The sequence below is a fragment of the Deinococcus metalli genome (assembly GCF_014201805.1).
Taxonomy (GTDB): domain Bacteria; phylum Deinococcota; class Deinococci; order Deinococcales; family Deinococcaceae; genus Deinococcus; species Deinococcus metalli.
This window is the reverse complement of the sequence record NZ_JACHFK010000009.1, coordinates 149606-169738: the sequence shown is the minus strand read 5'-3', so window position 1 is coordinate 169738 and position 20133 is coordinate 149606. Positions and strand designations below refer to the sequence as shown.

Here is a 20133-nt window from a genome sequence, read left to right as displayed (position 1 = left end):
ATGGGAGTTCGCACCGGCCAGCAGTTCCTCGACCGCCTTCGGCTGCGCCCGCCGAACCTGTACGTGGACGGCGCGCGGGTGGGCGACCCCACCACGCATCCGGCCACCCGCAACATCGCGTGCTCGCTGGCGGGCCTGTACGACCTCCAGCATGATCCCCGGTACAGAGACCGAGTGACCTTCGAGGAGGGGGGCGAGCGCCACGCCGCGGCGTTCCGGGTGCCGCGCACCAAGGAGGACCTGCGCTGGATCGGCGAGGCGCACCGCGTCCGGGCGGACTACTCGCTGGGCACGCTGGGCCGTGCGCCGGACTACATGAACGCGAACGTGATGGCGGCCGGCATGGCGAGCGCGTACTTCGACCAGGGCGAGGGCGCGGCGCGCCACTTCGGCGGGCACATGCGCCGCTATTTCGAGTACGTGCGCGAACACGACCTGTGCCTGACGCACGCGCTGACGAACCCGCAGGTGAACCGCAGCAAGCAGGCGTCTGAACTGCCCGATCCGTACATCGCCCTGGGCATCGTGGAGGAGACGGAGGCGGGCGTGATCGTGCGGGGCGCGCGGATGCTCGCCACGCTGCCCATCGCGGACGAGATCCTGATCTTCCCCTCGACCGTCATCAAGGAAAACGGCGACCGCAGCCGCTACGCCGTGGGCTTCGGGCTGCCCACGGACACGCCGGGCCTGTCGTTCCAGTGCCGCGAACCCTTCGACGTGGGCCGCGACGTGGAGGACCACCCGCTGTCCAGCCGCTTCGACGAGCAGGACGCCTTCGTGATCTTCGACGACGTGCTCGTGCCGTGGGAGCGCGTGTTCCTGATGTACGACATGACCCTCGCCAACCAGGCGTACGCGCGCACGGACGCCGTGCTGCACATGGCCTACCAGGTCGTGAACCAGAAGATCAGCAAGACCGGCGCGTTCCTGGGCGTCGCGCAGGCCATCGTGGACACGGTCGGCAGCGGGCAGTTCCAGCACGTGCAGGGCAAGGTCAGCGAGGTCATCGTCACGCTGGAGATCATGAAGGCGCTGGAGGTCGCGGCGGTCGAGGGCGCGCAGCCCAACGCCTACGGCGTGATGACCCCGGCGCGCGGCCCGCTGGACGCCGCCCGCAACTACTACCCGGCGATCTACCCGCGCCTGAACGAGATCATCCAGCTGCTGGGCGCGTCCGGGATCATCATGATGCCCGGCAAGGCCGACCGCGAGGGGCCACTGGGCCACTTCATCGAGAAGCACCTCCAGGCCACGAATGCCACGGCCGAGGAGCGCCTGAAACTCTTCCGGCTCGCGTGGGACCTGACCCTGAGCAGTTTCGGGGCGCGGCAGAACCTGTACGAGAAGCACTTCTTCGGCGATCCGATCCGCATGACCAGCGCGCTGTACGAGGTCTACGACAAGGAACCGTACGTGCGGCGCATCCGGCAGTTCCTGGAGCAGCCCCGGCCCGTGGCGGCGGACTGAATGGGAACCACGCCGAGCCGAAGCCGGGCGCAGCGGCAGCCGACGACGCCTGGAGACGTCACATGATCCCGAACACCATCCGCATCGCGCACGCCGTCTTCCATGTGACGGATCTGGAGCGCTCGCGGCAGTTCTACGTGGACCTGCTGGGCCTGAACGTCCTGCACGAGACCGACGGGGCGCTGTACCTGCGCGCCAACGAGGACCGCGAGTGGACGCTGAAACTCGAACTCGCGCCGGAGGCGGGCGTCAAGCACGTCGCGTACCGGATGGGCACGGACGACGACCTGACCGCGCTGACTGCCCTGCTGGACGCGCAGGGCCTGCCGTGGCGCTGGGAGAGCGAACTCGACCGGCCCCGGCTGCTGCGCTTTCAGGACCCCTTCGGCGTGCCGGTCGCGGCCTACGCCGAGTCGGTGAAGCACCCATGGCTGTTGCAGGAGTACCACCGCCACCGTGGAGCGGGCCTCCAGCGCATCGACCACGTCAACGTGATGACGCCCGACGTGGCCGGCACCATGGGCTGGTACATGCAGCACCTGGGCTTCCGCCTCAGCGAGTACACCGAGGACGAGCACGGCCGCATCTGGGCCGCGTGGATCCAGCGGCGGGGCAGCGTGCACGACCTTGCCCTGACGAACGGCAGCGGCCCCCGCCTGCACCACTTCGCATACTGGATGCCGGACATGCAGAGCATCATCCGCGCGTGCGACATCCTCGCGGGCGCCCGCCTGCCCGAGCACATCGAGCGCGGGCCGGGGCGCCACGGCGTCAGCAACGCCTTTTTCGTGTATATCCGCGATCCGGACGGCCACCGCATCGAGCTGTACACCAACGATTACCTGACGGTCGATCCGGACTTCGAGCCGATCCGCTGGTCGCTCGACGACCCCCGCCGCCAGACGCTGTGGGGCGCCAGGACCCCCCGCAGCTGGTTCGAGGAGGGCTCGCTGCTGGAGGCCTACGCGGGCGGCTGGGTCACGCCGCAGGCCGGGGACCTCGTCGGCATTCCCGTGAACGTGATCTGATGACCTGGAGGACTCCAACTTGAAAACCGCCACCTTCATCGCCCGTGGCCGCCAGCACCGCGGCGTGCTCCGTGACGGCGTGCTGCTCGACGCGGCCGGCGAGGCCCACCACCCGGACGACGTGCAGTTCCTGCTGCCGGTCACGCCGGGCAAGGTGATCGCGCTGGCGCTGAATTACGCCGACCACAACGCGGAACTGGGCTTCAGGACGCCCGAGGAACCCGTGATGTTCCTCAAGCCGAACACCAGCCTGCTGCCGCACCGGGGCACCGTGGAGTACCCGCGCGGCGCGCAGTTCATGCACTACGAGGTGGAACTGGCCGTGGTGATCGGCCGGGACGCCCGGCGCGTGAAGGCCCGGGACGCGGCGGACTATGTCGGCGGGTACACCATCGCCAACGACCTGGTGGTGCGTGACTATGTAAGCAACTACTACCGGCCGCCCATGCGCGCCAAGGGCTGGGACACCTTCGGGCCGCTGGGGCCGTATCTGGTCACGCCGGACGAGGTGCCGGACCCGGACGATCTGGGCCTGCGCGCCTTCGTGAACGGGGAGCTGCGGCAGGAGGGCAACACGCGCGACATGATCCTGCGCGCACCGGAGCTGATCGAGTTTATGTCGCGCTTCATGACGCTGCAGGTGGGCGACGTGATCCTGACGGGCACGCCCAAAGGGGTGTCGCACGTGCATCCCGGCGACGTGATGCGCCTGGAGATCGACCACCTGGGCGCGCTGGAAAACGCCGTGGCGTGGGAATCGGAGGACGCCGAACCGCTGATCGCGCAGGAGGGGAAACGCGAGTAATGCCGCACCTGACCGTGGAGTACACCGACAACCTGGGCGACGATGCCCGCATGATGGAGCTGCTGCGTACCCTGAGCGTGGTGCTGCGGGAACGCGGCGACATCTACCCGGTGGGCGGCCTGCGCGCGCGCGCCGTGCGCCTCAGCGAGTACGTGATCGCGGACGGGCAGGAGGACGACGCCTTCGTGCACGTGACCCTGCGCGTGGCGGCTGGGCGCAGTCCCGAGGTGCGCCGGGAGACCGGGGCGGCGCTGTTCGAGGCCCTGAAGGCGCACTACGCGGACGCCTTCGCGCGCCGCTACCTCGCCCTGTCGCTGGACGTGCAGGAGTTCGGCGAGGGCGGCACCTTCAAGCACAACAACATCCACGCCAGGTTCAAGAAGGTCACGTCATGATGACGGATGCCCAGGTGCACGACGCCGCCGAGCGGCTGCATGCGGCCGAGGCGTCGCGCACGCCCATCCGGCAGCTGTCGCTGCAGTACCCGGCCATGACCATCGAGGACGGCTACCGCGTGCAGCGCGCGTGGGTGGACCTCAAGCTCGCCCAGGGCCGAACGCTGTATGGCCACAAGATCGGCCTGACGTCGCGCGCCATGCAGCAGGCGTCGAACATCACCGAGCCCGACTACGGCGCGCTGCTCGACGACATGGTGTTCCCCGAGGGCAGCGAGATTCCCGCCGGGCGCTTCATCGCGCCCAAGGTGGAGGTCGAACTCGCCTTCCGGCTGGCGCGTGACCTGTCCGGCCCCGACTGCACGGTGCTGGACGTGCTGGACGCCTCGGCGTGGGTGATTCCGGCCATCGAGATCATCGACGCCCGCATCGAGCGGATCGACCGCGACACCGGCGTGACGCGCAAGGTCTACGACACCATCAGCGACAATGCCGCCAACGCCGGGATCGTGTTGGGCGGGCGGCCGGTGAGGCCCACGGACGCCGATCTGCGCTGGGTGGGCGCGCTGCTGTACCGGAATGGCGTGATCGAGGAGACCGGCGTGGCCGCGGGCGTGCTGAACCACCCCGCGACCGGTGTGGCGTGGCTCGCCAACCGCCTGTATCCGCACGGCGTGACCCTGAAGGCCGGGCAGATCGTCCTGGCCGGCTCGTTCACCCGCCCGGTGGACGCGCGGCCTGGCGACACCTTCCACGCGGACTACGGCCCGCTGGGCGGCATGGCTCTGCGGTTCGCGCCATGATGGAACCATGACTGACCTGAGTAATCCCCTGAAACGCGCCCTGGCGGCCGGCGAGCGGCAGATCGGCCTGTGGGCCGCACTGGCGCACCCCCACGCGGCCGAGGTGGTGGCCGGCGCGGGCTTCGACTGGCTGCTGATCGACGGCGAGCACGCCCCGAACGACGTCCGCAGCACACTCGCCCAGCTCCAAGCGCTGGCCGCGTACCCGGTCACGCCGGTCGTGCGCCCGCCCATCGGGGACACGCACCTGATCAAGCAGTACCTCGACCTGGGCGTGCAGTCCCTGCTGATCCCGATGGTCGAGAGCGCCGAGCAGGCCCGTGCGCTGGTCGCCGCTACCCGCTACCCGCCGCGCGGCGTGCGTGGCGTGGGCAGCGCCATCGCCCGCGCGTCGCGCTGGAACGCGGTGCCGGACTACCTCGCGCGGGCGGACGCCGAGATCTGTCTGGTCGTCCAGATCGAGTCGGCTGCCGGGCTGGCCGCGCTGGATGAGATCGCCGCCGTGGAGGGTGTGGACGGCGTGTTCATCGGGCCGGCGGACCTGTCGGCCAGCCTGGGGCACCTGGGCCACCCGGAGCACCCCGACGTGGTGGACGCCATCGCGGACGCCATCCGGCGCATCGTCGCGTCGGGGAAGGCGGCGGGCATCCTGCACTCCGACACCGCGCAGGCGCAGGCGTATCTGGACGCGGGCTGCACCTTCGTCGCGGTCGGCGTGGACGTCAGCCTGCTCGCACACGCGACGCGGCGGCTCGCGGCGCAGTTCGGGCGGGGCGAGGCCGCCGGGTCGGGCGGGGGCGTGTACTGAGTCTGTCCCGGGTTATCCGAAGCGCGTCAGGAACTCGTCGCGGGGCATCCACGCCATCTTCGGCCCCTGCATGCTGGGCGGGCGGACCGTGCCGTGCACCAGGCGCAGCACGCGGAAGCCCAGGGCGTACACCCGCGTGCGGGCCGGGGGCAGTTCCAGCAGCGTGAATCCCGCCTGTTCCATCGGGCCGTAGAACAGCGTCACCGCGAAGACGGCCCGCGCGTCCGCGAGGTCCGGGCGCTGCCGCAGGGCCACGGCGACGTCCTTGAGGCTGCGCTGGTACGCGCGGTACGTGCCGAGCTGGCTGCGGGCCGCCATGCTCACCAGCCGCGCGGAGTCCAGGTGCAGCTCGGCGGTGGGCGTGTTTCGGGGCAGCGGCAGGGGCGGGGGCGCGCCTTGCAGCGGGGCCACGCGCATCACGGCGTCCGCGCGGTCGGTCAGGTCGATCACGTGGTGGGCGCGCGTGAAGTTCGCCTCGACGGTCTGGCCGTATGCGTGCACCAGCAGGTCGCGCGGCGTGGCGCGGCGCAGGTCCGGCAGATCGCGCACCGGACGGGGCCGGTAGCCGCGGGCCTTCAGGTCGCTCAGCGTGCCCGGCAGGTCGGCCGGGTTCACCCGCACCGTGCCGCCGGGCCGGGCGTCTGCGCCGGGCAGGGGGAGCGGGTGCACGCCCCGCGCCGCCAGGGCGCGCAGGTCCGCCCACCGGGGGGCCGGCGCGGTGGCGGTATCCCAGGCCCGGACCGGCTGGCCTGCGGCGACGTCCAGGGCGGCCAGTGGCACGGCGGCGCCGCGGCCGGCGATCTCGTGCCCGGCCCGCGTGGCGGCGCGCAGGGCGTCGTCCCAGCCGGCCCCGGCCCCGGCCGGGACGATCACGGTCGCCCGCGTGGTGCCCAGGGCCTCGAGAACGCGCTCCAGCGTGGCGGGGTCGTCCACCGGCACCGTCAGACCGATTTCAGGGCCGCCGCTGCCGCCCTGCCACGCGCCGTGCGCGCCGGCCCGCAGCAGGGCGTGCCGCAACCGCACCAGGAGGGGAAGGAGCGCGGCCATGCGTGAACTGTAGCGGGTTTCGGGTGAGTCCAGGATGGCCGGGCCTCCACCGGAAGTCGGGCGACATCCTCATGGCTGGCGTCGTATGCTCTACTGGCGATGCTTCACGAATCCTTGAAGATCCAGAAGCGGGGCCCGGCCGGCGGGCGCGAATGAGGCCACTGCGCATCGGCCTGTTCACGGACACGTTCCTGCCGGATCAGAACGGCATCGTGACCAGCGTCGGACTGCTCAGCGACGAGCTGCGCAAACTCGGGCATCACGTGGACGTGGTCGCGCCGGATTTCCCGGAGCACGTGGACACCCGCCAGGACGTGCGGCGCGTGGATTCCGTGCGGTACATGTTCCTGCCCACCTACCGCCTGGCGTGGCCGACCCGCAAGGACTTCGAGCAGAAGTACGACATCGTGCACACCCACACGCCCCTGACGCTGGGGCTGGCGGGCATGCGGCTGGCGCGCAAGTGGGACGTGCCGCACGTCGCCACGTATCACACGCACATTGAGGCGTACACGCACTACGTTCCGGGCCTCACCGCCGTGCAGCGGGCGACCGGGGTGGTCACCAGGGCCATGGGGCTGCTGTACGGCCGCGCCGCTGCCGTGATCGCCCCGACCCCCGGGATGCTGGACGTCCTGCACGACATGAAGATCCGCTCGCCGGTCGTGATTCCCACGTCCATCGACCCGGCCGTGCTGGAGGCCGCGCCGCCCGTGGAGAATCCGTGGCCGGAGGGCACCCGGCGGCTGCTGAGCGTGGGCCGGCTCGCCAAGGAAAAGCGTTTCGATCACGTGCTGGACACGGTCGCCGCCCTGCCCGACGCGCACCTCGTGCTGCTGGGCGAGGGTCCTGAGCGCGAGCACCTAGAAGCGCACGCCGAGCGGCTGGGTATCACCCACCGCGTGACGTTCCTGGGCGTGAAACCCTGGACGCAGATCGGCGCGTACTACCGCCTGGCCGAGCTGTTCGTGTTCGCCAGCGACACCGAGACGCAGGGCCTGGTGCTGCAGGAAGCGCAGCTCATGGGCATGCCGGTCGTCGCCGTGGGCGCGCGCGGCACCCTGAGCGGCGTGGCGCACGAGCGCAGTGGGTACCTGGTCGCGCCGGGCGACGTGAACGCCATGATCGCCCACGCGCACCACCTGCTGGAGGACGCCGAGCTGTGGGCGCGAATGTCAGTAGGCGCGCGCGAGTTCGGGCACACGACCACGCCAGCCGGGGTGGCGCGGCAGGTTCAGGACGTCTACGCGGACGCCCTGAACCTGCCGCGCACCGTCACTTTCCCGGTCGAGGCGGGCGTGTCGGGTCATCCGCGAAGTACCCTCGCGTATGACCGGTGATGTTGCGGTAGTGCTGCCACAGGAAGGGGACCAGACCCTTGTCGAGCCGCCGTGCGCTCGTCTCGACCAGGGCGCCCGGCACGTAGCCCAGGCCGCCCAGCCGCGCGAGTTCCTGACCGAGGATCACATCCTCGTAGGCCTCCACCATGGGGTAGCCGCCGGCCAGCAGCGCCGCCTCGCGCGAAAAGGCCATGTTCCCGGCCGCGAGGTTCGGTTTGCCGACCACCCGGCACACGTGCAGGAAGGCGCTGTACGCCGTGCCCGACAGCCGCGACCACACCGGCGCCACGCCGCAGAAGCGCATGGGGCCGTACAGCGCCACGTGCCCGTCCGTGTGTTCCGCCAGGCGCTCGAGCCAGTCCGCGCACGGCAGCGAGTCGGCGTCGGTGGTGGCGACCCATGCGCTGCGCGCGGCGAGCAGCCCCGCCTGCCGGGCGCGGGCCACGCCGCGCTCCGGGCACGGCACCACCCGCGCGCCCCACGACGCAGCCACGTGCGCGGTGTCGTCCACGCTGCCGTTGTCCACCACGATCACCTCCGCCGGCGGGCGGGTCTGGCGGCCCAGCGCCTCCAGGGTCGCGGGCAGGTACGCCGCCTCGTTGCGCGCGGGAATGACCACGGAAAAGTCGGGCACCCGCCCAGGCTAGCAGTTCCGCGGGAACGCAAGTCCCGTCACAATGGAGCGCTGTGACCCTGCGTGACCGCCTGCGACTGCCCCTGGCCCCCGGCACCCTGCCCGGCGTGCTCGCCGCCGCCGCCGCCCTGGCGTGTTCGGAGTTCGTGCGCAGCGGCCTGTACGGCGCGTACCTCCAGCAGGCCGCGCCGGGACTGCTGAACCTGCCCAAGAAGGAGGCGGTCGCGGTGGCCGCCACGGCCTTCACGGTGCACTTCATCTCGGACACCGTCATGCGGCCGGTGACCGGCACTCTGATCGGCCGCTACGGCGGGCGGCCGGTGGTCCTGGCCGGCGCGGCCGTGAGCCTGCTGGCCATGGCCGTGCTGGCGACCGCGACGCACTCCATCTGGCTGCTGCTGCTGGTCGCGGCGCTGCACGGCGCGGGCTTCAGCGCCATGTGGCCCACCCTGATGAACCTGACCGCCGAGGCCGCCCACGAGTCCCACCAGGGCCGCACCCTGACGGCGGTGTCCATGACCGTGCTGCCCGCCATCGGCCTGGGTGTGCTGCTGCTGGGCGCGCTGGGCGGGCGGCCCTTCGGGCAGGTGGCGGCCCTCATCGTGGTCGTGCAGGCCCTGTCGCTCGTCGCCGCGCTGTTCGTGCCCGGACGAACCCGGACCACGGCGGCTGCGCCCACCGCGCGTCCGGTCCGCGCCCGGCTGGGGGTCGCGGCCCGCGCGCTGGCGCCACTGATCCCGGCGGCGTTCATGCAGACCCTGACCATGACCCTGCTGGGGCCGCTGCTGTTCACGCTGTACCCAGAACTGCACCTGGATTACTGGCAGATGGTGGCGGTGCTGGGCTTCGGCGCGGCGGTGGCCTTCGGCAGCATGCCGTTCACCGGCCGCGTGGCGGACCGGGGCCGGGCGCGGCTGGCGGTCATGCTGGGCTTTGCGCTGCTCGCGGCGGGGCTGGGCGGCATCGCCACCCTGCCGCCGCTGTGGGCGCTGTTCCCGCTGGCCGCCCTGGTCGCGGTGGGCTACGCCTTCATCGCGCCGGGGTGGTCGGCGCTGGTCGTCAGCCGCCTGCCCGAGCGCGAGCGGCCCGCCGCGTGGGGCGCCCTGATGATCTTCGAGAACGTGGGCACGTCGCTGGGGCCCATCGCCGGCGCCTTCGCGTACCGGCAGCTGGGCACGGCCGGTCCCTTCGCCACCGGCGCCGTGCTGGCGCTGATCACGGCGCTGGGCTACCTGATCTTCCGCCGCGCCTTCACCCGGCCCATCGAGACTGGCCCGGTGGAGCGGCCCGCCGACGCGCCGCTGGAGTCCTGAGCCGACCGTGAAGCGGGCGCTGGGGTGGGCCGTCCTGACCGTGGCCGGAGCGGTGCTGGCCGCCGAGGTGCTGGGCCGCGCGGCTGGCTGGGGCGCGCTGGGCGCCGGAGCGGACGACCGCCCCCGCGTGGCCGTGACCTTCGACGACGGGCCGTCTGGGCGCACCGCCGCGCTGCTGGACGTGCTGGCCCGCCACGGCGCGCGAGCGACGTTCTTCGTCACGGAGCCCGCGTGCCGCGCCCACCCGGACGACCTGCGCGCGATCCGCGCCGGCGGGCACCGGGTCGAGGCGCACGGCCGCTGGCACACGCACGCGCTGCTGCTGGCGCCGTGGCGCGAGTGGGCTCAGGTGCGTTGGCATCCCCGCGCAGCCGAGCCGGGCCGGCACCTGTACCGCCCGCCCTACGGGGGGCACAGTCCACTGACCCGCGTGTTCGCGGCCCTGAACGGGCGTCAGGTGGCCCTGTGGGACGTCGAGGGCCGCGACTGGACTGCCGGTGATGCTTTCACACTGGCCCAGCAGACCGTGGCGCGCACGCGGCCGGGCAGCGTGATCCTGCTGCACGACGGCCCGGACGTCACGCCCGCCCTGCTGGACGCCCTGCTGGCTGGCCTGAGGGCACGCGGCCTGGAGGCCGTGACGGTGGACGACCTGCCTGCCCGGCGCATTCCGCTGTACGCGGGACTGCGGCGTCTCCTCGCCAGCTACGGCGGCTGAGCCTCCATGAAGGCCACTTCGCGCTGACGTCATCTTCGGGCCATGGATACGCCCTAGGCTTACTCAAGCGAGGTGATTATGTCTCTGAACGACCTGAAACAGAACCACATGATGGCGCACCTGACCCAGGCCCTCGACGACGGCCAGGACATCGGACACTACGGCCGGCTGGTCTACGCGATCGTGGCCCGGCACTTCCTGAGCGACAAGGCGCTCGCGGCGCAGCTCGCCAAGGACAGCGACTTCACTCCCGAGGCGGCGCAGGATCTCGTCCGGCAGGTGCAGGACGCGGATTACAGCCCGCCCCGCCGCGACACGATCCTGGAGTACATGGGCAAGCAGGACTTCCCGATCCTGCCGGACGCCAGCGATCCCGACGAGGGCAACGTCTACCGCGACCTGGAGTTCCCGCAGCACGTCTACGACCACATCCAGCAGTACCACCACCAGAAGGCAGAGTGAACGCCTGACGCTCTGAGTGCCGAACGCTCCACCGTCAGGCCGGCCGGGCCATCTCCACCAGGGAGAGGCCCGGCCGGCCATGTTCCGTGGGGGAATCAGCCGGCGGGCTTGCTGACCCGCTGGCGGCCCATCAGGGCGCGGCCGAGCGTGACCTCGTCGGCGTACTCCAGCGCGCCGCCGACCGGCAGACCGTACGCGATGCGGCTGACCAGCGCGCCCAGGGGTTCGAGCAGGCGCTGCAGATAGAGCGCGGTGGCGTCGCCCTCGACGGTGGTGCCGGTCGCCAGGATGATCTCCATGCCGCCCTGCACCCGCGGCAGCAGCGGCTTGATGTGCAGCCGGTCCGGGCCGACGCCGTTCATGGGGCTCAGGACGCCGTGCAGGACGTGGTACAGGCCCCGGTACTCGCCGCTGCGCTCGATGGCCAGCACGTCGCCGGGTTCCTCGACCACGCAGATCACGCCCTGGTCGCGGCTGGGGTCTGAGCACACGTCGCACCGTTCGGCGTCGGTGATGTTGAAGCAGATGGGGCACGAGTGCAGGTCGCGCTTGGCTTCCAGCAGCGACGAGGCGAGCCGCTCGATGTCCTCGCGCGGCTGCTCGAACAGGTGGAAGGCCAGCCGCTGCGCGCTCTTGGGGCCGATGCCCGGCAGGCGCGACAGTTCGCGGATCAGCGCGACGAGGGAAGGGGGGTATTTCAAGCGGGCCTCAGAAGCCGGGGATGCCCAGGCCGCGCGTGGCGTCCTGTTGCAGGGCGTCCGCCTTGGCGCTGGCGTCCTGCACGGCCACCAGGATCAGGTCTTCCAGGGCTTCCACGTCCTCCGGGTCGACGGCCTTGGGATCGATCTTCAGGGCGGTCAGCTTGCCGTGGCCGTTCATGGTCACGGTCACCAGGCCGCTCGCGCTGCCCTCCACCGACTTCGCGGCCAGGTCTTCCTGGATCTTCGCGGCAGCGACCTGCGCCTGCTGCATCTGCTTCATCAGTTTCTTCATGTCCATGCCGAGCAGTCTACCGGGACACGGCGGCCGGGAAGGTGCCGGGCTGCCGGGTTCGGGGCGATCATGGCCCGATCACCGCGCGTGACGATGATGGCGGCTGAAGGGCGGCGGCTGCGCTGCCCCTTCGGGACATCATGCCGGGGCGGGCGCCGGGGGGCGCGGCCGTGCGCGGCATGTCCACGGGGGAAGGAGGACGCCCGTGTTCCGCTGATCGTCGGCCACACCACCGCTCAGGGCCAGCGCGCCCTGGGGCCGCCACCGTGTTCCGAAGCTGCCTGGGTCGCCGCGCGATCCGGGAGGGGGGTCGTCATGCTGCCTACTCCATCAGTCCCGCCTTCCGTCCGTTCCTCGCTGGCCCGCGTGAGCGTGTGCCTCACGGTGGGCGCCGTGCTGGGCGGCGCGGCCCTCGCCAACCCGGCCGAGGACGCCGTCCTGTCGAATTTCCTGGCCCAGCCCGCGTCGGGCCTGGGCGACATGATGGCCCCCAGTCCGTGGATGTGCGGCACGCTGTTCGGCATTCCCGATCCGGGCACGCAGGCGATCCTCGACCTGCACATGAACTGGCACTGCTCGTACGACAACACCATCAACCCGGCGCTGGGCCGTTTCCCGAACGACGGCAACCGCTTCTTCGGGTTCCACCGGCAGTTCCTGTACACCTTCAACACCTTCCGGCAAGCGCAGGGCCTGCCCTTCGTGCAGACGTGGATGCCCTTCCCGAACGCCGTGATTCCGCTGGGGCACAGCACCCGCCCCGACAACACGCCCTGCCCGCCCACGCCGATCGCCACGACCGTGTCGGGGCGCTGGACCATCGGCTGCACCAGCCTGCCGAACAGCCAGCGGCTCCCGGCGGCCGGCGGCACCCTCGACCCCACCGTGACCACCATCGAGGACTACGGCAACGGTCTGGTGCCGTGGCACAACGGCTCACACGTCGCCATGGCGAACTCCGGCGCCCCGAACGGCCCGGACTGCGCCGGCGCACGGAACATCGAGTGCGTGACCACCGCGCCGCGCGACCCGATGTTCTTCCGCTTCCACAACTTCGTGAACGACCTGCAAGACGAGCTGCTGACATACCAGGACACCGACGTGATGGTCGTGTTCGACAAGTCCGGCTCCATGACCCTGCCCAACGGCATCGGCAGCGACACCCGCCTGAACTCCGCCAAGGACGCCGCGCGGCTGTTCGCGGACCTGCTGCGCGACGCCAGCAACAACCGCGTGGGCCTGATCAGCTTCAGCACCGCCGCCAGCCCCAGCCCGGAGATGCCGCTGACCCTGGCGAGCGGCGCGAACAGCGCCATGAACACCGCCCTGAGCGGTATCAGCGCGGGCGGTGCGACCAGCATCGGCGGCGGCCTGCTGGGCGCGGTCACGGCCCTGAACGCCAGCAGCAACCCGCACAAGGCCATTCTGCTGCTCACCGACGGCGTGGAGAACACCGCGCCCATGATCGCGGACGCGGTGGGCCGGAACCCCAACCAGCTGCGCGACACGCACGTGTGCGCGGTGGGCTTCGGCACGCCCGGCAGCCTGGACGGCCCGCGGCTGCGCGAACTGGCCGAGCGGCAGGGGGGCACGTACCGCTCGGACGCCGACCCGCTGACCCTCAAGAAGTACTTCGTGGAGTGCTTCGCGGACATCTTCGACACCTTCGTAGGCAAGGACCCGGTGGCGACCCTGGGCGCGGCGCAGCTCGCCAGCGCGCCCACCGTACACGTGGCCAGCGGCGACGGCGAGGTGGTGTTCGTGCTGTCGTGGGACACGCCGGTGCCGCCCGGCAGCCTGCGCCTCGCGGTGACGTCGCCGTCGGGCGCGGCCGTGAACGTGAACGCCCCCAACGTGGAGAGCCGTTTCGGGCCGACGTGGCACATCGTGCGGATCAAGACGCCCTACCTGCAGGAACGCGACGGCCGCTGGACCGCGCGGGCGGTGCGGCCCCTGCGGTCATTCGTGAACGGCGTGAGCCCCGACGCGTTCCGCGATCCGGCGGTCGGCACCGCCATCTACGGGCAGCAGCTCGCGCAGCTGTGCGCGGCGGCGACGTGCGGGCGCACCCTGTACTTCGAGGAAGCCGTGCCCAGCCTGAGCCACGGCGGGCACGGCAATAGCCTGTACCCGGCGATCATCGGGGCGCGGCGCTCGGGCGTGCTGCCGGCCGTGACGCGCGTCGCCACGGCGGCGGACTTCCAGGCGGCACTCGCGCAGGGCGGCTACGACCTGATCGTGGTCAGCACCCTGCCGGACGGCAAGGCGCAGCCCTACGACGACGTGCTCGCCAAACTCGCGTGCAGTGAACGCGGCCCGAAGATCCTCCTGAACGACGCACGTGCCAGCGGCGGCGAGGCCACCCTGCGCTGCCTGGGCGCGCTGCGCACGGATGAACGCGGCATCGACCGCATGAAGGGCGACGGGTCGCTGTTCACCGGTGGCGTGGGCTTCGTGGCGATGGGCATGCCGGGCATGGCCATGGCGCCCAGCACCGTGACCTTCAAGCGCACCGGCGCGGCCGGCACCGCCGTTCCGGGCGTGGCCGCCAGCGGAAACGCCGTGGTCATCTCGCGCGCCGTGGGAGCCGCCCCGGCCGCGCAGCGCTACTTCATCGAGTCTCTGGCCAGCGGCGCCGCCCGCGTGCGGCCCTTCACGTGGCGCAGCCCCAATTACACCGGAGAGTCGCTGCACCCCGCGTTCCACATCCCCGAGCTCTACATGCCGCTCAATGGCTTCGACAAGGTCACGGCCCGCGTTAAGGTGACGCGCCCGCTCGAGAGCCAGAGCCGCCTCCTGGCGCGCGCCGACATCAAGGAGGGCGGCGGGCAGCAGGGCGATCCGCTGAGCGTGCGGCAGGCCGCGGACCTGCGCACCAATCCCAAGCAGGCGTCGGGCGCGATCAGGACCGAGACCCTGACGTTCCCCCTGAACGACGCCGGTCAGGACGGCGACACCAGCGCCGGCGACCGCTACTGGGAGGTCGCGCTGCCGGCCGATGTGGCGAAGTTCGACGGCCAGTACACCTTCCACGCCTACTTCACGCTGTGCCGCGGCGCGCTATGCGTGGACCGCGAGGCGGAACAGACCGTGACCGTGGACGCCCTGCCCGATCCCGCGTCCAGCCGCGTCCAGCTCGTTCCTGTGGCAGGCGCCGGTGCCGGGGGCGCCACCGTGCTGTACACCCCGCTGGACGCCGCCGGGCAGCCGCTCGGCCCCGACCGTCAGTCGCTCCTGCGCTTCGCGGGCAGCAAGGGCGTGGATGTCAAGGACGTGCGCAGCGCGGATTCCAGCGGCACCTACCGCATCACCGCCACGTACGACCCGCTGAACACCAACCCCACCCTGACCGTCGCGCCCTTCGGCCGGCCGGAGCAGGGACTGGAGATCAAGCTGAGGTGAGGGGCTGAAGGTCGAACGGTCGAAGACGCAGAGAAGCCGTTCTTCGACCGTTGGACTGGGTGGCGCCTCTACAGCGCCGCGAGGCGGGCGTGTTTGGCGCGTCGGTAGAGCTGGGCGGGGCGGCCCACCCCGGTACGGCGCTCGCCGCTGGGCGTCAGGATGCCCTGCGACAGCAACCTCTTGCGGAAGTTGCGTTTGTCCAGATTGCGGTTCAGCACGGCCTCGTACACGCCCTGGAGTTCCGGCAGCGTGAAGGTGTCCGGCAGGAACTCCATGGCGAGGTTGCCGTACTCCAGGCGCAGTTGCAGCCGCCCGATGGCCTTGTCGAGGATGGCGTGGTGGTCGAAGGCCAGCGTGGGGGGCTGGTGGGCGCTGAGCCACTCGGCGCCCAGGGTGTGCCCGCCGGCCGTGACGTGCACCGTGCCGTGGGGCAGCACGGCCAGGTGCGCGACGCTCACGATCCGGCCGCGCGGGTCGCGGTTCACCTCGCCGAAGGTATAGAACTGCTCGAGGTGGCGGGGTTCGAGCTGCACGGTGGTCTCGGTGCGCAGTTCCCGCAGCGCGGCCTCGTGGAGCTCCTCGCCGGGTTGGACGAAGCCGCCGGGCAGGGCCCAGTCCCGGGCGTGCGGCAGGGCGCCGCGCTGCACGAGCAGGACGCGCAGTTCGCCGCCGTGCATGGCGAAGGCGGCCACGTCCACCGCCAGGCCCACCTGTGTGGCCTGTGGTGGAAGGATCAGCCGGGTCATCCCCGGATGGTAGATTCGTGTACTCGGTACGTCAAGGATAAGCGTCTAGGGGTTTGGCGGTCAACAGAGTCCAGTACACGTTTCGCCCGGGATTTCGGGCGCTGCTGCGCGCAGGGATGACTTCGGCCGGAGCCGTGGTCCACGTGGTAAACTACGGTCTCCCCGCAAGTGCGTGGGACAGCCGCCCTGGCGCCAGCGTGCGCAGGGCGAGCGGAGGTGATGAACATAGCGAAAGACCACAAGGTCAACGAGCAGATCCGTGTCCGGCAGATCCGTCTGATCGGCGCGGAGGGCGAGCAGGTGGGCATTATCGACACGCGCGACGCCATGGGTATGGCGCGTGAAGCGGGCCTGGATCTCGTCATGGTCAGCCCGCAGGCCGTTCCCCCTGTGTGCCGCCTGCTCGACTATGGCCGGTTCCGCTACGAGCAGCAGCAGAACGAGAAGGAAAACCGCAAGCGCGCCCGCGCGCAGGAAGTCAAGGCGATCAAGTTCCGCGTCAAGATCGATGACCACGACTTCAACACCAAGACCGGGCACGTGCGCCGCTTTCTGGAAGAAGGCCACAAGGTCAAGGTCACCATCATGTTCCGTGGCCGCGAGCGGACGCACCCGGAACTCGGCGAACGGATTCTGACCCGCGTCGCGGAGACGCTGGCGGACATCGGCGCGCCCGAAAGCATGCCGAGCATGATGGGCATGGACATGAACATGATCATGGCCCCCAAAGCCGCGCCGGCGCCCCGCCGGGACCGCGCCGAGGACGAGGGCGTGGCCGTGTCGGCCCCGGCCAGCCCTGCCGCCGCGCCCGAACCGACCGCGACCGTCTGAGGCAACAGCGCAGCCAGGACGCCTGGAGTGTCCTCGCCAGCTCAGCAGTCAAGCACGGCCCACCGCCAATGGTGGGCCGTCTCGCGTTCAGCCCTGCTTTATTTTGTAAACTGAGGATGTGGAGTTCGACTCCGGGAGGTTCACCGTGATCAAGATGTATACCACCACGTGGTGCGGCGACTGCCAGGCCGCCAAGCGCGCCCTGACCAGCCGCGGCATTCCCTACGAGGAGATCAACATCGAGCAGGACGATCAGGCCGCCGAGTACGTGATGAGCGTGAACGGCGGGCGCCGCAGCGTGCCCACCCTGGTCGCGGGCGACGTCGCGGCCAGCCTCAGCGGCTTCCGGCCGCAGAAACTCGACGCGTTCCTGGCCCAGGCCGGCCTGTAAGCCCCACGCACGTGCGGGCCGCCCTATATAGGGCGGCCCGCATTCGTATCAGCTCCCGGCCGGCACCGGCCGCACTGTGTAGATGCCGGGATCGCTGGGGTTGCTGGACGCCACGAGGTGCGCGACCTCGTCGGCATCGGGCTCGGCCAGCACCCGCGTGAAATCCGACGCGCTCAGGACCGTCTCGCGCACCGGCAGATTCTGGCCCTCGGCCCAGCGCACCAGCGCCGACAGGGCCTGGGCGCCCGCGGCCCCGAAGCGCGGCCCGAAGGCCGCCGCCGTGACCACCGCCGAGGCGCCCGCGCCCTGCCCCGTGACCAGCAGCGCCGCGTATCCGGCGCGCGGGCGCTCGCCCTGCCGGTCCGTGACCAGGATCAGCCTGCCTCCCGTCAGCTCCGAGCCCTCCACGCGGGCCATGACGGCGTTCAGGGTCTCCTGCGGCGCTCCGGGCACTCCCAGCGGATCGGCGACGTTCATGTGTGCAGTGTAGCCGCCGGCATCACATCAGCGCGCGGTGGTCCGTGAGCATGCAGCGGTTCTGCACGACCTCGATGCCGCGCGCCGTCAGCTCGGCCGCCACGCTGTCGTCCCGGATGCCCTGCTGCATCCACACGACCTTCGGCAGCGGCTGCATGGCCAGGATGTCCTCCAGGTGCGAGCGCACCTTGTCGCTGCGGCGGAACACCTCCACGACGTCCACCGGCACCGTGAGTTCCGCCAGGGACGCGACCGCCTTCTGGCCGAAATAGCTCTCGCCGCGCTGCGCCAGGGCCGGATTCACGGGAATGACCGTGTAGCCCTGCCGCTGCAGGTACTCCGGCACGAAATGCGCCGGCTTCATGGTGTCCGGATGGAAGCCCAGGACCGCCACCACCCGGCTCTGTTTCAGGATGCGGGTCAGGTCGGCATGCAGCGTGGTCACGAGGTCGCTCCTTTGGCCGCCCCGGCGGCAGCGGTGTAGGCGGTGTGGGCCGCGTCCAGCGTGGTCGACAGCTCGGCGTCCGTGTGCGCGGCGCTGACGAAGATGCTCTCGAACTGCGACGGTGCCCAGTACACGCCCCGCGCGAGCATGCCCTGGAACCACGCCGCGAACCCCGCCGTGTCGCTGCCGGCCGCCTGCGCGTAGCTGCCCACCGAGCCGTGCGGCGCGCCTTGATGGAAGGCCGTGAGCATCGACCCGATGCGGTTGACCGAGATGGGCACGCCCGCCGCATGGGCCGCGTCCTGAAGCCCGGCCGCGAGCCGCGCCGTGTACGCGTCCAGGCGGGCGTAGATGTCGGGGTCGGCCTCCAGCGTCCGCAGGGTCGCCAGGCCCGCCGCCATCGCCAGCGGGTTGCCGCTCAGGGTGCCGGCCTGGTACACCGGGCCCTGCGGAGACACGAACTCCATGATCTCCGCCCGGCCCCCGTAGGCCCCGACCGGCAGGCCGCCGCCGATGATCTTGCCCCAGCAGCTCAGGTCGGGCTCCAGGCCCAGCAGGCCGGTCGCGCCGCTCAGCGACAGCCGGAAGCCCGTCATCACCTCGTCCGCGATCAAGAGCGCGCCGGCATCCTTCACACGGTGCAGGGCGTCCACGAAGTCCGGCGTGGGCACCAGGACCCCGGCGTTGCCCACCACGGGCTCGAAGATCACGGCCGCGATCTCGGCGCCGCGCTCCTGCATCAGGGCGTCCAGCGCGGCCGGGTCGTTGTATTCCGTCACCAGCGTCAGGGCCGCGTATTCCGGCGGCACCCCCGCGCTGCTGGGGGCCGCCGCGCCCAGCGGGCCGTCGGCGTTCGTCATCAGGCCGCTGCCGGCCTCGACCAGCAGACCGTCGGCGTGCCCGTGGTAATTCCCGCGGAACTTCACGATGAACTTGCGGCCGGTGAAGCCGCGCGCCAGCCGCAGGGCGCTCATGGTCGCCTCGGTGCCGCTGGACGTGAAGCGCACCTTGTCCGTGCCGGTCAGGCGCGTGACGAGTTCCGCGAGTTCCACCTCGCGCGCGGACGGCGCCCCGAAGCTCGTGCCGCCCGACAGCGCGTGCGCGACTGCTTCCCGCACCGCCGGGTGGTCGTGGCCCAGGATCATCGGACCCCACGACCCGATGTAGTCGATGTACCGCGCGCCGTCCACGTCGGTCAGGTACGCGCCGTGCGCCGAGGCGATGAAGCGCGGCACGCCCCCCACCGAGCGGAACGCGCGCACCGGGCTGTTCACGCCGCCCGGCGTGACCGCCCGCGCCCGCGCGAACAGCGCCTCCGAGCGCGCCGTGGACGACGGCCCGGCGGGGGACGGAGCGGGAGCCACGGGCACGTCACGGGTCATGGCCCTACGTTAGCGCGGGCCCCCGCCAAGGAAGGAAGCCCGCGCTCCTTTATCGTCCCGTGTGCCCGCGCTACAGGCCCAGCAGCCCCACCGCCGCGGTCGCCGTCAGCTCCTGCCGGAACGGCTCGACCAGCGCCTTCTCCTGCGCCGAGGCCGTCTGCACGGTGGAGTTCAGGTCCGGCATCTGGCCTTTCTGGAGTGCGTCGGCGGCCTTGGCGAAGTCCACGTCCGGCACGCCCAGGCCGCGGTTGATCTCGGTGCGGACCGCCGCGTAGCGTTCCGCGCTCATGTTCTCGCGGCGCAGGGCGGCCGTCTGGGCCGTGCGGGCCGCGCCGATGCTGCTGCCCACCTGCCGCAGCACGTTCAGCACCTGCACCACGTTCGGCGTCTGGCCCGCCTGGATCTGCGTGTACACCTCCTGCGCCCCGGTGAAGCTCTCGCCCAGGGCCGCGCGGATGTCGCGGCGCACCCGCACGAACTTCTGCACGTCCGCCCTCGTCAGCGGGGCCTGCACGTTCCCGCTGGGCGGCGGCGTCTGCCCCTGCGACTGCGTCTGGGGCGGCCGCCAGTTCGCCAGGAACTGCTGCGCGGGCTTGATCACCACGAACCACGCCACCGCCGCCAGAACCACCAGCACCAGCAGCGA

General features: G+C 71.3%; 22 protein-coding genes. 13 read left to right on the top strand and 9 right to left on the bottom strand.

Features of this window, described 5'->3' with window-relative positions:
• The 6 genes from hpaB (at position 1) to hpaI (ending at position 5306) form a co-directional block, all read left to right on the top strand.
• Complete coding sequence (gene hpaB / locus HNQ07_RS17040; RefSeq protein ID WP_184113945.1) at positions 1–1467, top strand: 4-hydroxyphenylacetate 3-monooxygenase, oxygenase component; 1467 nt, start codon at positions 1–3, stop codon at positions 1465–1467.
• Positions 1468–1529: 62 nt separating this feature from the next.
• Entirely contained in the window at positions 1530–2495 is a 966-nt protein-coding gene (gene hpaD, locus HNQ07_RS17035) for a 3,4-dihydroxyphenylacetate 2,3-dioxygenase (RefSeq protein ID WP_184113944.1), read from the top strand.
• Between the two features lie 19 nt (positions 2496–2514).
• On the top strand, positions 2515–3300 hold the full coding sequence (locus HNQ07_RS17030; protein ID WP_184113943.1) for a fumarylacetoacetate hydrolase family protein: 786 nt from the start codon (positions 2515–2517) through the stop codon (positions 3298–3300).
• A complete protein-coding gene (locus HNQ07_RS17025) occupies positions 3300–3695 on the top strand; it encodes a 5-carboxymethyl-2-hydroxymuconate Delta-isomerase (RefSeq protein ID WP_184113942.1) in 396 nt (131 codons plus the stop codon). Before HNQ07_RS17030 ends, HNQ07_RS17025 begins: the two co-directional genes overlap by 1 nt.
• Complete coding sequence (gene hpaH / locus HNQ07_RS17020; RefSeq protein WP_184113941.1) at positions 3692–4498, top strand: 2-oxo-hept-4-ene-1,7-dioate hydratase; 807 nt, start codon at positions 3692–3694, stop codon at positions 4496–4498. The genes HNQ07_RS17025 and hpaH overlap by 4 nt, the downstream gene beginning before the upstream one ends.
• Before the next feature lie 7 nt (positions 4499–4505).
• Complete coding sequence (gene hpaI, locus HNQ07_RS17015; protein ID WP_184113939.1) at positions 4506–5306, top strand: 4-hydroxy-2-oxoheptanedioate aldolase; 801 nt, start codon at positions 4506–4508, stop codon at positions 5304–5306.
• Positions 5307–5318: 12 nt separating this feature from the next.
• Here the strand turns inward: hpaI and HNQ07_RS17010 are convergent, their stop codons facing one another.
• Complete coding sequence (locus HNQ07_RS17010; RefSeq protein ID WP_221275143.1) at positions 5319–6353, bottom strand: YkoP family protein; 1035 nt, start codon at positions 6351–6353, stop codon at positions 5319–5321.
• A 152-nt stretch (positions 6354–6505) separates the two neighbouring features.
• On the opposite strand from HNQ07_RS17010, the gene HNQ07_RS17005 reads away from it, so the two are divergent.
• Positions 6506–7693 carry a glycosyltransferase family 4 protein gene (locus tag HNQ07_RS17005; protein WP_184113937.1) on the top strand — a complete coding sequence of 396 codons (1188 nt, stop codon included), beginning with the start codon at positions 6506–6508 and terminating at the stop codon, positions 7691–7693.
• On the opposite strand, the gene HNQ07_RS17000 is transcribed toward HNQ07_RS17005, so the two are convergent.
• The gene (locus tag HNQ07_RS17000; protein WP_184113935.1) at positions 7629–8327 is read right to left on the bottom strand and encodes a glycosyltransferase family 2 protein; all 699 of its coding nucleotides are present in this window, start codon (positions 8325–8327) and stop codon (positions 7629–7631) included. The genes HNQ07_RS17005 and HNQ07_RS17000 overlap by 65 nt on opposite strands.
• Positions 8328–8380: 53 nt before the next feature.
• Between HNQ07_RS17000 and HNQ07_RS16995 the strand changes: the two genes are divergently transcribed.
• From HNQ07_RS16995 to HNQ07_RS16985, 3 genes are all read left to right on the top strand, one after another.
• Positions 8381–9640 (top strand): MFS transporter, encoded by a 1260-nt coding sequence (locus HNQ07_RS16995; protein WP_229832117.1) that lies wholly within the window; start codon positions 8381–8383, stop codon positions 9638–9640.
• Positions 9641–9647: 7 nt separating this feature from the next.
• Positions 9648–10358 carry a polysaccharide deacetylase family protein gene (locus HNQ07_RS16990; RefSeq protein ID WP_229832119.1) on the top strand — a complete coding sequence of 237 codons (711 nt, stop codon included), beginning with the start codon at positions 9648–9650 and terminating at the stop codon, positions 10356–10358.
• Between the two features lie 78 nt (positions 10359–10436).
• The gene (locus HNQ07_RS16985; RefSeq protein ID WP_184113933.1) at positions 10437–10820 is read left to right on the top strand and encodes a hypothetical protein; all 384 of its coding nucleotides are present in this window, start codon (positions 10437–10439) and stop codon (positions 10818–10820) included.
• Between the two features lie 95 nt (positions 10821–10915).
• Here HNQ07_RS16985 and recR read toward each other — a convergent pair whose 3' ends face one another.
• Together recR and HNQ07_RS16975 are read right to left on the bottom strand one after the other, a co-directional pair.
• Positions 10916–11521 (bottom strand): recombination mediator RecR, encoded by a 606-nt coding sequence (recR, locus tag HNQ07_RS16980; RefSeq protein ID WP_184113931.1) that lies wholly within the window; start codon positions 11519–11521, stop codon positions 10916–10918.
• 7 nt (positions 11522–11528) lie between these two features.
• The gene (locus HNQ07_RS16975; RefSeq protein ID WP_184113929.1) at positions 11529–11819 is read right to left on the bottom strand and encodes a YbaB/EbfC family nucleoid-associated protein; all 291 of its coding nucleotides are present in this window, start codon (positions 11817–11819) and stop codon (positions 11529–11531) included.
• 309 nt (positions 11820–12128) lie between these two features.
• Between HNQ07_RS16975 and HNQ07_RS16970 the strand changes: the two genes are divergently transcribed.
• Entirely contained in the window at positions 12129–15215 is a 3087-nt protein-coding gene (locus HNQ07_RS16970) for a vWA domain-containing protein (protein ID WP_184113927.1), read from the top strand.
• Between the two features lie 68 nt (positions 15216–15283).
• Here HNQ07_RS16970 and HNQ07_RS16965 read toward each other — a convergent pair whose 3' ends face one another.
• Complete coding sequence (locus HNQ07_RS16965; RefSeq protein WP_184113925.1) at positions 15284–15961, bottom strand: NUDIX hydrolase; 678 nt, start codon at positions 15959–15961, stop codon at positions 15284–15286.
• 216 nt (positions 15962–16177) lie between these two features.
• Between HNQ07_RS16965 and infC the strand changes: the two genes are divergently transcribed.
• Both infC and HNQ07_RS16955 read left to right on the top strand, forming a co-directional pair.
• Positions 16178–16792, top strand: a complete 615-nt coding sequence (gene infC / locus HNQ07_RS16960; protein ID WP_184113923.1) for a translation initiation factor IF-3 — start codon at positions 16178–16180, stop codon at positions 16790–16792.
• Between the two features lie 145 nt (positions 16793–16937).
• Entirely contained in the window at positions 16938–17183 is a 246-nt protein-coding gene (locus HNQ07_RS16955) for a glutaredoxin domain-containing protein (RefSeq protein ID WP_184113992.1), read from the top strand.
• Between the two features lie 48 nt (positions 17184–17231).
• Here HNQ07_RS16955 and HNQ07_RS16950 read toward each other — a convergent pair whose 3' ends face one another.
• From HNQ07_RS16950 to HNQ07_RS16935, 4 genes are all read right to left on the bottom strand, one after another.
• Positions 17232–17660, bottom strand: a complete 429-nt coding sequence (locus HNQ07_RS16950) for a DUF3197 domain-containing protein (RefSeq protein ID WP_184113920.1) — start codon at positions 17658–17660, stop codon at positions 17232–17234.
• Positions 17661–17682: 22 nt separating this feature from the next.
• Positions 17683–18105: a CoA-binding protein gene (locus HNQ07_RS16945; RefSeq protein ID WP_184113918.1), complete on the bottom strand. Its 423-nt coding sequence runs from the start codon at positions 18103–18105 to the stop codon at positions 17683–17685.
• Positions 18102–19487, bottom strand: coding sequence for a glutamate-1-semialdehyde 2,1-aminomutase (gene hemL / locus HNQ07_RS16940; protein WP_184113916.1), 1386 nt, complete (start codon positions 19485–19487; stop codon positions 18102–18104). The genes HNQ07_RS16945 and hemL overlap by 4 nt, the downstream gene beginning before the upstream one ends.
• A gap of 70 nt (positions 19488–19557) precedes the next feature.
• Positions 19558–20124: a hypothetical protein gene (locus HNQ07_RS16935; RefSeq protein WP_229832121.1), complete on the bottom strand. Its 567-nt coding sequence runs from the start codon at positions 20122–20124 to the stop codon at positions 19558–19560.
• Between the last annotated feature and the right edge of the window lie 9 nt (positions 20125–20133).